General features: G+C 70.9%; 9 protein-coding genes and 1 tRNA gene. 9 read left to right on the top strand and 1 reads right to left on the bottom strand.

From position 1 onward, the window contains the following. Positions 1-269: 269 nt before the first annotated feature. The 7 genes from IE272_RS29495 to IE272_RS29525 all read left to right on the top strand — a co-directional run bounded on the left by IE272_RS29495 (position 270) and on the right by IE272_RS29525 (position 10,059). Positions 270-1,166: an FAD binding domain-containing protein gene (locus IE272_RS29495; protein ID WP_032791588.1), complete on the top strand. Its 897-nt coding sequence runs from the start codon at positions 270-272 to the stop codon at positions 1,164-1,166. After that, positions 1,163-2,890 carry a 2Fe-2S iron-sulfur cluster-binding protein gene (locus IE272_RS29500; protein WP_190008870.1) on the top strand — a complete coding sequence of 576 codons (1,728 nt, stop codon included), beginning with the start codon at positions 1,163-1,165 and terminating at the stop codon, positions 2,888-2,890. The genes IE272_RS29495 and IE272_RS29500 overlap by 4 nt, the downstream gene beginning before the upstream one ends. Positions 2,891-2,987: 97 nt before the next feature. Beyond that, positions 2,988-5,345: a xanthine dehydrogenase family protein molybdopterin-binding subunit gene (locus tag IE272_RS29505; protein WP_098890857.1), complete on the top strand. Its 2,358-nt coding sequence runs from the start codon at positions 2,988-2,990 to the stop codon at positions 5,343-5,345. A gap of 111 nt (positions 5,346-5,456) precedes the next feature. Then, entirely contained in the window at positions 5,457-5,879 is a 423-nt protein-coding gene (locus IE272_RS29510; protein WP_056707324.1) for a hypothetical protein, read from the top strand. A 19-nt stretch (positions 5,880-5,898) separates the two neighbouring features. Then, the gene (locus IE272_RS29515; RefSeq protein ID WP_190008872.1) at positions 5,899-8,226 is read left to right on the top strand and encodes a hypothetical protein; all 2,328 of its coding nucleotides are present in this window, start codon (positions 5,899-5,901) and stop codon (positions 8,224-8,226) included. Beyond that, positions 8,223-8,879 (top strand): hypothetical protein, encoded by a 657-nt coding sequence (locus IE272_RS29520; RefSeq protein WP_143202801.1) that lies wholly within the window; start codon positions 8,223-8,225, stop codon positions 8,877-8,879. Before IE272_RS29515 ends, IE272_RS29520 begins: the two co-directional genes overlap by 4 nt. Before the next feature lie 406 nt (positions 8,880-9,285). Then, the gene (locus IE272_RS29525) at positions 9,286-10,059 is read left to right on the top strand and encodes a hypothetical protein (RefSeq protein WP_057663195.1); all 774 of its coding nucleotides are present in this window, start codon (positions 9,286-9,288) and stop codon (positions 10,057-10,059) included. A 60-nt stretch (positions 10,060-10,119) separates the two neighbouring features. Here the strand turns inward: IE272_RS29525 and IE272_RS29530 are convergent. Further along, positions 10,120-10,194, bottom strand: a tRNA-Cys gene (locus IE272_RS29530). 205 nt (positions 10,195-10,399) lie between these two features. Here IE272_RS29530 and IE272_RS29535 point away from each other — a divergent pair. Continuing rightward, on the top strand, positions 10,400-11,905 hold the full coding sequence (locus IE272_RS29535) for an MFS transporter (RefSeq protein ID WP_190008874.1): 1,506 nt from the start codon (positions 10,400-10,402) through the stop codon (positions 11,903-11,905). A 266-nt stretch (positions 11,906-12,171) separates the two neighbouring features. Further along, complete coding sequence (locus IE272_RS29540) at positions 12,172-13,956, top strand: DEAD/DEAH box helicase (protein WP_073741280.1); 1,785 nt, start codon at positions 12,172-12,174, stop codon at positions 13,954-13,956. The last annotated feature ends 201 nt before the right edge of the window (positions 13,957-14,157 follow it).

Here is a 14,157-nt window from a genome sequence, read left to right on the forward strand (position 1 = left end):
CCGGGGCCAACAGCCCTGCCGCCACGCGCCGGAGCGAGGCCGCGAACCGTATAAGTCGTACAAGCCTCGCTGAAGAGTGGCAATTCACCCTCCCCGCCGAAGAAGTGCGATACCGGAACATCTCGCAGGTCAGGGACGGATCCACCCTTCGCGGACCCTCGCGACGGTCCGATCGGAAGATGTGCCAGAGTTGCCACGTCCGGGCTGTGAACACGTACCGTACGGCGGAACAGGCGGGACAGCCGGGAGACCGGGAAGGGGCAGCTGGGTTGACCACGCACGCACCGCAGGCGATGCAGACGGTGACGCTGCCGGCCTCGTTGGACGAGGCCGTGGCGGCACTCGGCGCCATGCCCGCAGCCGTTCCGGTTGCGGGGGGCACGGACCTGATGGCAGCCGTCAACAAGGGGCTCCTGCGCCCCTCGGGGCTGGTCGGCCTCGGCCGGATCAGCGAGCTGCGCGGCTGGCACTACCAGGACGGCCACGCGCTCCTCGGCGCCGGTCTCACCCACGCCCGCATGGGCCGCCCCGACTTCGCCGCCCTGATCCCCGCCCTCGCCGCCTCCGCCCGCGCCGCGGGACCGCCGCAGATCCGCAACGCGGGCACGCTCGGCGGCAACATCGTCACCTCCGCGCCCACCGGCGACGCCCTGCCGGTGCTGGCCGCGCTGGAGGCCGAGCTGGTCATCGCGGGCCCCGGCGGCGCCCGCCGCGAGATCCCCGTCTCCCATCTGCTGGCCGGCCGTGAACTGCTGGAGCCCGCGGAGCTGATCGGCTTCGTCCGCGTACCGCTGCTGCACGCCCCGCAGGTCTTCCTGAAGGCCACCGGCCGCACCGGTCCGGGCCGCGCCACCGCCTCGGTCGCCATCGTCCTGGACCCGGCCCGCCGGGGCGTGCGCTGCGCGGTCGGCGCCATCGCCCCGATGCCGCTGCGCCCGCTGGAGGCTGAGCGCTGGATCGCCTCGCTGATCGACTGGGACGGCGAGCGGGGCCTGGCCCCCGACGCGCTGGCCGCCTTCGGCGAGTACGTCGCCGCGGCCTGCATCCCGGACCACGCACCACCGGCCGACGGAACAGAGGCCCCGCCGCTGTCCCCGGCCGTACTGCACCTGCGGCGCACCGTCGCCGCGCTCGCCCGACGCGCGCTGGGGAGGGCACTGTCGTGAGCAATGAGGAAACCTCCGACCAGCACGGCCGGCAGGGGCGGCAGGGCCACCCCGAGGGCCCGGACCCCCGTTACGGCGGCTGGGAGCCGACGCCGCAGGGCGACGGGTTCGACGCCGACGCCACCGCGTTCGTCCACCTCCCGCCGGAGGACCTGGCGAACATCCCCCTGGCCGCGCCCGGCCACGGGTACGTCCCCCCGATGATCCTGCCGCTGACCCCGGCCGCGGGCCTGGACCCGGCGGCGACGGGCAGCTGGGTGCTCCAGACGCAGACCCAGCAGGCACAGGCCGAGCAGCGCGCCCAGGAGGCCGCCGCCGCCCAGGAGTCCGGGGCGGTCCACTGGCCGGACCCGAACCAGCAGGGCGGGCAGGGCGGATACCAGGGCCCCTACCAGGACACGTCGCACGCCACGGCCCAGTGGAACTTCACCGAGGCCTTCGGCGGGACGCCGGCGGCCCCGGAGGCGACCGAGGTCCCGGAGGCGCAGGTCCCGGATGCCGGGCACCTGGGCCACCCCGACCAGGCGAATCACACCGGCCACCCCGACCACGCCGGCCACACAGGCCATACCGACCACACAGGTCATGCCGGCCAGGTCGGCCAGGCCGGTCACACCGGTCACACCGGCCAGTGGACGATCCCGGTGGCGGACGGGGATCTCCCGGACGAATCGGGCGAGTTCCTGGCCTCGGCGCACACGCCGCAGTGGTACGCGGACAGCGCCCGCCCGGCAACGCTTCCCGGCGGCGCCCCCGCCCCCTGGGCCACGCCGGAACCGGAGCCGGTGGCCGACCCCGTACCCGTGACGGACCGGACCCCGGAAGCGGACCCGGCGACGGACGATCAGGCGACGGGCGAACCGGCAGCACAGGCGGCCCGGACCGCGGACGCGGAGCCCGGCGCCACCACCGCCGACATCGAGGGCCCCGCCGCCGAGGAAGCCGGGACGGCATCCGACGCGACACCCGCTCCCGAGGCCGACGCGAACGCGGACGCGGACGCGGCACCGGACACACTCCTGGACGGCGACGCGGACGCGACTTCGGAGACGGACCCGGAGGTAGCCCCGGAGACGGCCCCGGAGGCGGCCCCGGAAGCCGACCCCGCCCCCGTCCTCCTCGACGCACCGAGCGAACACCCGTCCGCGTCCTACCTGCTCCATGTGAACGGCGTGGACCGCCCGGTCAGCGACGCCTGGATCGGCGAGTCCCTGCTCTACGTGCTCCGCGAGCGCCTCGGCCTGGCCGGGGCCAAGGACGGCTGCTCGCAGGGCGAATGCGGCGCCTGCAACGTCCAGGTCGACGGCCGGCTGGTCGCCTCCTGCCTGGTCCCCGCGGCCACGGCGGCGGGCAGCGAGGTGCGTACGGTCGAGGGCCTCGCCGTCGACGGCGAACCCTCCGACGTCCAGCGCGCCCTGTCCGCCTGCGGAGCCGTCCAGTGCGGCTTCTGCATCCCCGGCATGGCGATGACCGTCCACGACCTGCTGGAGGGCAACCACGCCCCCAGCGAGCTGGAGACCCGCCAGGCACTCTGCGGCAACCTCTGCCGCTGTTCCGGTTACCGGGGCGTCCTCGACGCCGTCGCGGACGTCGTCGCTGCCCGCGAGGCGAGCGCCGAGGCGGCCACGGCCGTCCAGGACGAGGCGCGCATCCCGCACCAGGCCGAGCCGGGCGCCGGCGGCGTGCAGCAGGGGCCCCACCCGCACGAGGGAGAGGCGCTGTGAGGCACGCCCGCGGCCCCGCCGTACGACAGCAGCACCACGCCGACCCAGGGCCCATCTCCCGTCGCCGCACCGGCGGGGCGAACGACAAGGAGGCGGCGTGAGCAGCGACGCGGCCACCGCGGCCAACGCGACCAGCACCAGCCTGCCCAGGATCGACGCCATCGGCGGCGGACCGGGCGCGGGTTCCGGCCCGGACGAGGCACCGCCCCTGCTGGGCCTCGGCGCCTCACTGCCGGCCGCCGACGCCCGTGCGAAGACCGAGGGCACCTTCCCGTACGCCGCGGACCTCTGGGCCGAGGGCCTGCTGTGGGCGGCCGTGCTGCGCTCCCCGCACCCGCACGCGCGGATCCTGTCCATCGACACCTCGGGCGCCGAGGAGATGCCCGGGGTGCGCGCGGTCGTCACGCACGAGGACGTGCCGGGGGACAGCAACTACGGCCGCCACGTCGTGGACCGTCCGGTGTTCGCCTCCGACCTGGTCCGCCACCACGGCGAGCCGATCGCCGCGGTCGCCGCCGACCACCCCGACACCGCACGGCTGGCCGCCGCCGCCATCGCCGTACGGTACGAGGTGCTGGAGCCGGTCACGGACCCGGAGAAGGCGTTCGCGGCCGAGCCGCTGCACCCCGACGGCAACCTGATCCGCCACATCCCCCTCCGTTACGGCGACGCGGAGGCGACCGGTGAGGTCGTCGTCGAGGGCCTGTACCGCATCGGCCGCCAGGACCCCGCCCCGATCGGCGCGGAGGCCGGCCTCGCCGTGCCGAGGCCCGACGGCGGCGTGGAGATCTACACCGCCTCCACCGACCCGCACACCGACCGCGACCTGATCGCCGCCTGCTTCGGCCTGGAACCGGACCGGGTCAAGGTCGTCGTGACCGGGGTGCCGGGCGCGACGGGCGACCGCGAGGACCCGGGCTTCCAGATCCCGCTGGGCCTGCTCGCGCTGCGCACCGGCTGCCCGGTGAAGCTGGCCGCGAGCCGCGAGGAGTCCTTCCTCGGCCACACCCACCGCCACCCCACCCTCCTGCGCTACCGCCACCACGCGGACGCGGAGGGCCGGCTGGTCAAGGTGGAGGCCCAGATCCTCCTGGACGCGGGCGCGTACGCCGACGCCTCCTCCGAATCCCTGGCCGCCGCGGTGGCCTTCGCCTGCGGCCCCTACGTCGTTCCGCACGCCTTCATCGAGGGCTGGGCGGTCCGCACGAACAACCCGCCCTCCGGTCACGTACGCGGCGAGGGCGCGATGCAGGTCTGCGCGGCGTACGAGGGCCAGATGGACAAGCTGGCCGCCAAGCTGGGCATCGACCCGGCCGAACTGCGCCTGCGCAACACCCTCTCCACGGGCGACATCCTGCCCACGGGCCAGACGGTGACCTGCCCGGCCCCCGTGGCCGAACTGCTCCAGGCCGTCCGCGACTACCCCCTCCCCTCCCTCCCCAAGGACGCCCCGGAGGACGACTGGCTGCTGCCGGGCGGCCCCGAGGGCGCGGGGGAGCCCGGAGCGGTGCGCCGGGGCGTGGGCTACGGCCTGGGCATGGTGCACATGCTCGGGGCCGAGGGCACGGACGAGGTCTCCACGGCCACGGTCCGGGTGCACGACGGCGTGGCCACGGTGATCTGCGCGGCGGTGGAGACGGGCCAGGGCTTCACCACCCTCGCCCGCCAGATCGTCCAGGAGACCCTGGGCATCGAAGAGGTCCATGTGGCCGCCGTCGACACCGACCAGCCCCCGGCGGGCCCGGCGACGCACGGCCGCCACACCTGGGTGTCGGGCGGGGCGGTGGAGCGTGCGGCGAAGATGGTCCGCACCCAGCTCCTCCAGCCGCTGGCCCACAAGTTCGGCATGTCCACCGAGCTGCTCCAGATTGCCGACGGCAAGATCACCTCGTACGACGGCGTGCTGTCCACGACGGTCACCGAGGAGCTGGACGGCAAGGAACTCTGGGCCACGGCCCAGTGCCGCCCCCATCCCACGGAACCGCTGGACGAGTCCGGCCAGGGCGACGCGTTCGTCGGCCTCGCGTTCTGCGCGGTACGGGCGGTGGTCGACGTCGACATCGAGCTCGGCTCGGTCCGCGTGGTGGAGATGGCGGTCGCCCAGGACGTCGGCCGCGTCCTGAACCCGGCCCAGCTGGCGATCCGCATCGAGGCGGGCATCACCCAGGGCATCGGCGCGGCCCTCACGGAGAACCTCCGCACCGCCCGAGGCCTGATCCGCCACCCCGACCTGACCGGCTACGCGCTCCCGACCTCGCTGGACGCCCCGGACATCCGCATCGTGAAGCTGGTCGAGGAACGCGACGTGGTGGCCCCGTTCGGCGCGAAGCCGGCCTCGGCCGTCCCGGTCGTCACGGCCCCCGCGGCGGTCGCCTCGGCGGTCCGCTCGGCGACGGGCCGCCCGGTGAACCGCCTGCCGATCAGGCCGCAGGCGGCGGTGGCGGCGCCCAGGTGAACAGTCTTCGCCCTTCGCTCAACCCGTGCGGGGATGAACCCGATACGGTGAGCGGGCTGGTGGCCGCGTTCCTCCGATGAAGCGGTCTACGCAAGCGGACTTGGGGAATTCGTGACGTTCGAGAAGGAATGGGCCGAACTGCGCGCGGCGGCGGCCGAGCGAGGCACCATGCAGATCAACAGCGCACCGGCCCAGGGGGGCGGGGGTTCGGCCGATCTGGTGGTGAACCGGGATGATCTCGGTGCTATCGGTAATGACGCCTATGAGCTGAGGACGAAGCTGTCGAAGGACGGTGACCACGCCCGTCCGGCCACCTTCGACGCGGCGATCGCGCTCACCAACGGCAACTTCGCGAGCGGTGCGGCGGTGCTGAAGGTGCATGACTTCTGGCAGACGCATCTGAAGACGCTGCTGGATTCCTGTGCGCACATCTCGAACCACCTGGACTACACCAAGGCTCTGCACTCGAAGGACGACGTGAAGATCGGTGGGGATCTGTCATCGATCTCCAAGCTCTCGGAATACATGAAGTAGGGCTCGGGGGAGCGCGCGCATGCTGCAATACGAAGACATCGTCGAAGCCCCGCTGGCAAAGCTGAAGGCCGCGGCCGACGACTGGTCGGAGATGGCGACCAATCTGGACAAGCTCGCCACCCAGGCATCCGACGGGATGAAGGCGAAGGCGAACAAGGCGAGCTGGGAGGGCCTCAACGCCGGGGTCACCAGGGAGTTCATCGGCAAGACCGCCAAGGAGTTCGCGGACGCCGCGGCCGAGGCCAAGGGTGTCAAGACGCTGCTGGAAGAGGGCTACACGGCCTTCAAGAAGGCCAAGGACGACCTGGTCAACATCCGGGAACACGAGGGGCCCGCGGCCGGTATGCGGGTGGACGGCAGGGGCAGGGTCACGGCGCGTTCCCCGATCTCCGAGGACAACACGGCGCGCCACGACCCCGACTTCAGTAAGTACCTCCAGCAGGAGAGGGAGAACATCGAGTCGTGGCAGAAGAGGATCGACCTCATCGTCGACAACTGCAACGACACCGATGTGGCCTTCAAGAACTCCCTCGAGGCCAACGTCACCGACCGCAAGGACTTCAGCGCCCCGAAGTACACGAAGTTCGACCAGGAGGAGGCGGGCCGGGCCGCTGCCCTGGCCGCCAAGGGCCGCGACCTCACCCACACCGAACTCCTGTCGCTGAACGAGCTGCTGCGCGACAACGGAAAGTCGCCGGAGTTCGCGAAGAACTTCTACGAGAAGCTCGGCCCGGAGAAGTCCCTCGCCTTCTTCGGTCAGCTCGCCACGGACACGCACGACTACGCCAAGGTCGACAAGACCCGCCTGGCGGACGTGCAGGAACTCCAGCGCAACCTCGGCCTTAACCTGGCCACCGCCTCCCACGACAAGGCGTTCTCGGCGGAGTGGGGGCCGGAGCTCCGCAAGCTGGGGACGGAACGCATTCCGCTCGCCAAGAACGACTACGGCGGGCCGTTCGGCTATCAGCTGCTCGGCGGCATCATGCGGTACGGGAACTACGCCCCCAAGTTCCTCAATCCCATTGCCGAGCATGTGGTCCAGCTGAGGCAGAAGGACCATGACTTCTTCTACGCGTCGAAGGGCATACCCGGTGGCCCGGAGAACCCGTTCAACCCCTCGGGTGTCAATGGCTCCGGCTACGACCCGGTGAACAGCATGCTGGAAGCCTTGGGGCACAGCCCGGAGGCGGCAAAGCAGTTCTTCTCCGCCGAGCCCACCGCGTACAACGAGGACGGCACCCCGAAGAGCGGTGACGCTGACCTCGGGAAGGTCAAGGGCGAGGACGGGAAGGAGCGGGAGGCCACTAGTTACCTGGAATTTTTCCAGAATGAGGAATATGACCCGTTCTGTGACGTGACGGGCCATGACCCTGATGACGCAAAGAAGTCCACGCAATACATGCCTGATGCGCTTGGTAAGGCATTGGAGGCGGCTACCACCGGGCATGCCTGGGACGACCCCTCGCCCACGCTCAAGCGGGACGAGGTGACGGCGGACATCATGAAGAACGTGATCGACAGCTACGGGTCGGATTCGGGCCTGCTCGGCCGGCATGAGGCGCTGAAGGACAACTTGGGCCGTATGGGGGCCGCGTACATCGACGACCTCAACTACTCCACGTACAACTTCGGGTCGGCGGGTGACGAACTCGGGCGTGACGATCTGTTCGTGAACAGCAGCGATGGTTCCAAGCGGACTGACTTCGGCGAGGCCGCGACGCGGCGGTTCATGAGTGTGGTGGCAGCCGATGAAGAGGGCTGGAGGTCGTTGTCGTCGGCGCAGCAGATGTACGAGGCGAGTGGGCTCAAGGAATTCGGGGCCGAGCGTCAGGAACTCGGATTGCACTTCGGATACAGCGGGGCGAAGATGCATGGAATCCTCGATGAGTCGCGCATCGAGGGCATCCATCAGCAGTTCAAGGGCGAAGAAGAAGCCAAGATACTGGAGATGGAGAAGGATGCCGAGTGGAGGAAATTCGGCGTCAGTTCCGGCGTAGGAGCTGTGGTGGGGGTTGGTACTGCAGTAGTCCTGGGTCCTGCTGCGGGAGTCGTGGCCGCTACAGCGGTTCCTCTCGTTATGGATACCGCTTCCTCGGCAATTAGTACCGGATACGCCGGTGAGACGATGGATTACCTGAAGCAGCGCGAGTACGACAATAATGACGAAGCGTTGACCGGGGTTGACAAGTTTAAGGCCGAGGGGGAGCGCGGGGCTGTCACGCCCCTGCTCAACTACGCGGACGAAATTGGGCTGTCGGCTGACGAGAAGCGGCAGCTTGGATTGGATATTGAGACCTATTACGGGAACGGTAAGGATGCGGTCAGTGATGCGGGGAGGGTCAAGTGACGATGCTGCGCCGCCATGGGAATCGGATGACAGTAACAACGGTCCTGGTTATCGGTGGTCTCCTCTCCGGGTGTTCCGGGGGCGAGGACCGTACGGAATCACCGGAACTGGGGCAGTGCAAGGCGTTGCTCGGTGCGGGGAACGTGGAGGCGGCGGTCAAGCGGACGGGCGGCGATGACGTCGAGGTGAGCGGGACACCTAAGACCGATGTGCTGGCGGATCGCCTCGTACGGGAGGCGAAGCGGTGGCAGGAGTCGGATCTGCAGCACACCCTCTACACCGGCTGCAGAATGGACGCTTTCGAAGGTGATCGCATCAGCGGCACCGTCGATGTGTCGGTGAAGTGGTCCATCCTCTCCCTGGGAATGATGGACAGCCCGGAGAACAGTCGCACGTGGCGTCGAGCGAACGAATCGGTTTACGTGCAACCGGAGCCTGGGCCGGCCCGAATGCGATTGGTTGCGGAATGCGCCGTGCCCGGCGCTATCGCCTCCCAGCCGTCCGACCTGCCACTCCAGTTCGACGTGGCGGGGGCGAGTCTGGGAACGGAGCTACGGTGGAAACTGCTGAGCACGTTCGCGCGCTCGGTCACGGAAGAGATGGGTTGCGCGAAAGCTCCCGTCATTCCCTCCGCGCTGCCCCCTTCCGCGTGAGCGGGCTGTCCGGCGGTCGCAGGGGGCTGGAGGCCCGGCCGTCGCTGGATCCCGCGTGACCCGGTGAGGTGTGGCTGTGTGCGGTACACCGGATCCATGATGGGCCACGACCGTTACGCGGACGGGGAGTTCGTCCGCCAGTACTCCAGCGGCAGGCAGGACGGCACGGGTACGTACTCTCTGGACGCTGTCTGACGGCCCACGCGCTGTGAGCGGCCCCGCACGCGAACCCCCGGCTTCCCGGTTCCGTGCGGGCCCTTCGCGTCCCCTGCCGGAGCGAGAGGCTCTCCGAGCGACGGGAGCACGCGGACACTTCCGGGCCGGCCCGGATAGCCGGAGAATGCCCCCGAAGGGCCGAACCCGGCCAAAAGTTCGTACCGTTGTCCGAACAAGGGAGAGCCCGCACGTGATCACTGAGCCGGAACTGGTGGGCGAGCCCGGGTCGGATGCGCCCCCGGACGTGGTGAGCGGGTTCGATCCGGGGCAGGGACCCGTGGCCGGCGGCCGACGCCGGGGGCAGGGCCTGCTGTGGGCCGCCGCCGGAGCGGTGGTGGCGTCGGCGGTGTGGGCGACGGCGGTCTTCGCGTACGGGATCGGCGGCGACCGGAAGCCCGACCCGCGGGGCTACCGCGTGGAGTCCGACTCCTGCGCGGCGGTGGAGCTGAAGGCGCTCGCCGAGGCGGTGGGGGAGCCGGCGGCCGAGCCGTCGACCGAACTGGACGGCATCGAGCACCCCGCCCTCCGCCGCATCCGCTGCACCGTCGACTTCACGGTGGCGGCGGTCCGGGCGCCGGACGGCGCGGAGGCCTCGGGCTGGTCCACCGGTTATCAGGCGTCCCTCACGGCCGAGTTGCACAAGGAGACCGACCCGCGCCCCGAGTTCGAGGCGAGCAGCACGCTGACGGAGATCGACGACGTGGGCGTGGACCGGGTGGAGCGCGTACCGGACCTCGGTGATCTGGCCTATCTGCTGATCATGGAGGACGAGTCCATGCGCGTGCAGGTGGTGGAAGGCGGTGCCGTCGTGACGCTGACCCTGTCCTCCTGGATGTCTCCTCCGGACATCGACAGCGGAAGGAACGGTCTGCCCGACGTGGTGGACCAGCCGGAGATGCTCGCCTACCGGGGCGATCTGATCAGCGACACCCGTGACGTGATGAAGGCCCTGAAGGCCGGCTGACCGACCGCCCGGCGCAAGGCGAACCGGCCGCCCCCTGTCGTGGGGACGGCCGGTTCGCGATGGAGACCGTGACCGGATTCGAACCGGTGTAACTCGAGTTGCAGTCGAGCCCCTGAGCCTCTCGGGCACACGGTCGGGCGTGGTGCGGTGCCGCTGTTACGTCCACGACGCTACGGCCCGCCGTCCGCCGCCTCAAGGAATCCGGCCGGGCCGCAACGCGACTGCCATACGCCGTTCACATCCGGGTCCGGGTCCGGGGCTCGGGACCTACGACCAAGGGCCGAGTGCGGTACGCACCTGGACAGGGTTCAAACCGCTCCATGCCCCTTACGCTGGGCCCATGACCGCCCTCGAACCGCGTGACGGCGCCGATGCCGCACACCTCGCGCCGCCCGCGACCGACGATCACTCCCCGGACCCGCTGTCCGACATCCCCCTCGCAGCCGTCGAAGGGGTCCTCGGGCGCACCTACCGGGCGCTCAGCATCGGCATCGTCTCCGTGGTGTTCCTCATCGCGTTCGAGGCCACGGCGGTCGGCACGGCCATGCCGGTCGCCGCGCGTGAGCTGAACGGGATCCCTCTCTACGCGTTCGCCTTCTCCGCGTACTTCACCACCAGCCTGTTCGCCATGGTCCTCTCCGGGCAGTGGGCCGACCGGCGCGGGCCGCTCCAGCCGCTCGCCACCGGGATCACCGCGTTCGGCGTCGGCCTGCTGCTCTCCGGGGCGGCCACCAGCATGTGGGTCTTCATCGCGGGCCGGGCGGTCCAGGGGCTCGGCGGCGGGCTGGTGATCGTCGCCCTGTACGTGGTCATCGGGCGGGCCTACCCGGAGCGCATCAGGCCCGCGATCCTGGCGGCGTTCGCCGCGAGCTGGGTGATCCCCTCCGTCGTCGGGCCGCTCGCCTCCGGGACGGTGACCGAGCACCTCGGCTGGCGCTGGGTCTTCGTCGGCATCCCGGTCCTCATCGTGATCCCGCTCGTCCTGGCCCTCCCGGCGATCCGGCGGACGGCCTCCGGACCCGCGGACCCGGCCGCCGCCACCGAACCGTACGACCGCCGCCGGATCCGGCTCGCGCTGGGGATCTCGGCCGGGGCGGGGCTGCTCCAGTACGCGGGGCAGGAGCTGAACTGGCTCGCCCTCCTGCCGGCCGCCCTCGGCGTCGCCCTGCTTGTGCCCGCCGTCCGCGGGCTGCTGCCCACCGGGACCGTACGGGCGGCGCGCGGGCTGCCCTCGGTGGTGCTGCTGCGCGGGGTCGCCGCCGGGTCGTTCATCGCCGCCGAGTCCTTCGTACCGCTGATGCTGGTCACCCAGCGCGGACTGTCCCCGACGATGGCCGGGCTCTCGCTGGCCGTGGGCGGGGCGACCTGGGCGCTCGGTTCGTTCGTACAGTCCCGGCCCCGGATGGAGCCCCACCGGGAGCGGCTGATGGTCAGCGGCATGGTGCTGGTCGCCGCCTCGATCGCGGTGGCGCCCTCCGTGCTGATCGAGGGGGTCCCGGTCTGGACCGTCGCCGTCGCCTGGGCCTTCGGCTGCTTCGGGATGGGCATGGTGATCGCCTCCACCAGCGTCCTGCTGCTGAAGCTGTCGGCCCCGGAGGAGGCGGGCTCCAACTCCGCCGCCCTCCAGATATCCGACGGGCTCTCCAACGTGCTGCTCCTGGCCGGCGGCGGCGCGGCCTTCGCCGCGCTCGGCGGCGGGGCGGTGGGCGCGGCCGCGCACGGGGCGGTGGAGGCCGGGGCCTCCGGCTCGCACCCGGGCGCATTCGCCGCCGTGTTCCTGCCGATGGCGGGGGTGGCGCTGGTGGGGGCGTGGGTGGCGACCCGGGTCGCCGTACGGGAGAAGTAGCGGCGGTACCACTCTGGCCCCACCGGTCATCGACGTCGCCACGGGTGGGACGGACGAGATCAAGCTGATCTCCCAGGGGCTGCGAAAGCTGGTCGTCGCCGCGATGTGAACACCGTCTCGTTGGCTGCGGCGCGGCTCGTTCGTACGGGTTCTCCACCGGCCCACCGGTAGGGTGGCCCGGTTGTCGTATCGCGGGCCGGGCCGATCAAGGGCCGGGTCCGGTGCGGACAGCACCCCACGTACCCGAGAGCCCCGAACCGGAGACCGTGACTACTACCACCGCCTCCCACCACCTCTCACCCGCCTTTCCCGGCCGCGCCCCCTGGGGCACCGCCGGCAAGCTGCGAGCCTGGCAGCAGGGCGCCATGGAGAGGTACATCCAGGAGCAGCCGCGCGACTTCCTCGCCGTCGCCACGCCCGGCGCCGGCAAGACCACGTTCGCGCTGACCCTCGCGTCGTGGCTGCTGCACCACCATGTCGTGCAACAGATCACCGTCGTCGCCCCGACCGAGCACCTCAAGAAGCAGTGGGCGGAGGCGGCCGCGCGGATAGGGATCAGGCTCGACCCCGAGTACAGCGCCGGCCCGCTGAGCAAGGACTACCACGGGGTCGCCGTGACGTACGCCGGTGTCGGCGTCCGTCCGATGCTGCACCGCAACCGCTGCGAGCAGCGCAAGACGCTCGTGATCCTCGACGAGATCCACCACGCCGGTGACTCGAAGTCCTGGGGCGAGGCCTGCCAGGAGGCGTTCGACCCGGCGACCCGGCGGCTCGCGCTGACCGGTACGCCGTTCCGGTCGGACACCAACCCGATCCCGTTCGTCGCGTACGAGGAGGGCAACGACGGCATCCGCCGCTCCTCCGCCGACTACACCTACGGCTACGGCAACGCGCTCGCCGACGGCGTCGTCCGCCCGGTCATCTTCCTCAGCTACAGCGGCAACATGCGCTGGCGCACCAAGGCCGGCGACGAGATCGCCGCCCGGCTCGGCGAGCCGATGACCAAGGACGCCATCGGGCAGGCCTGGCGCACCGCGCTGGCGCCCACCGGCGAGTGGATCCCCAACGTGCTCTCCGCCGCCGACAAGCGGCTCACCGAGGTCCGCAAGGGCATCCCCGACGCGGGCGGCCTCGTCATCGCGACCGACCAGGAGTCGGCACGCGCGTACGCCAAGATCCTCAAGAAGGTCACCGGCGAGACGCCGACCGTGGTCCTCTCCGACGAGAAGGCCGCCTCCAAGAAGATCGACAAGTTCAGCGCGGACGAGTCGCGCTGGATGGTCGCGGTCCGCATGGTGTCCGAGGGCGTCGACGTGCCCCGCCTCGCCGTCGGCGTCTACGCGACCACCATCTCCACGCCGCTCTTCTTCGCCCAGGCCGTCGGCCGCTTCGTGCGGTCCCGCAGGCGCGGCGAGACCGCGTCCGTCTTCGTGCCGACGATCCCGATGCTCCTCGACTTCGCCAACGAGATGGAGGTCGAGCGCGACCACGTGCTCGACAAGCCGAAGAAGGGCAGCGACGAGGAGAACCCGTTCTCGGAGGAGGACAAGCTCCTCGCCGACGCGGAGAGGCTGGAGGACGAGGAGACCGAGGAGCAGCTGCCCTTCGAGGCGCTGGAGTCCGACGCGGTCTTCGACCGGGTGCTGTACGACGGCGCCGAGTTCGGCATGCAGGCCCACCCCGGCTCCGAGGAGGAGCAGGACTACCTCGGCATCCCCGGGCTCCTCGAACCGGACCAGGTCCAGCTCCTCCTCCAGAAGCGGCAGAGCCGGCAGATCGCGCACAGCCGCCAGAAGCCGGCCGAGGAGGCCGACCTCCTGGAGAAGCCCGCCGAGGCCCGGCCCGTGGTCACCCACAAGCAACTGCTGAGTCTGCGCAAGCAGCTCAACACCACGGTCTCCGCCTACACGCACCAGAGCGGCAAGCCCCACGGGGTGATCCACAACGAACTGCGCCGCGTCTGCGGCGGCCCCCCGAGCGCGGAGGCCACCGCGCACCAGATCCAGCAGCGCATCGCGAAGGTCCAGGAGTGGGCGACCCGGATGACGTGACCCGGCGCCGTCCGTTTCGTCGGCCCGTACGGAGGTTCCCTCTCCGTGCGGGCCGACGGCGTTCCCGGGCATCCGGGGCGGTGCTCCCGGGACCGGCGGAGATGTTTCCGGTCGTCGGCGCCGGGAAATTTTCACGGTGGCCGTTCACGCACTGTTAACGTTGGTTCACATCCGTGGACGCGCCGTGCGGCGGTGTCGTGA

Origin of the sequence: Streptomyces anulatus, from assembly GCF_014650675.1 — a bacterium.
Classification (GTDB): Bacteria; Actinomycetota; Actinomycetes; order Streptomycetales; family Streptomycetaceae; genus Streptomyces; species Streptomyces anulatus.

Coding starts and splice junctions, on each gene's coding strand:
- IE272_RS29515 (WP_190008872.1), top strand. CDS start 5,899: ATGCTGCAATACGAAGACATCGTCGAAGCCCCGCTGGCAAAGCTGAAG.
- IE272_RS29535 (WP_190008874.1), top strand. CDS start 10,400: ATGACCGCCCTCGAACCGCGTGACGGCGCCGATGCCGCACACCTCGCG.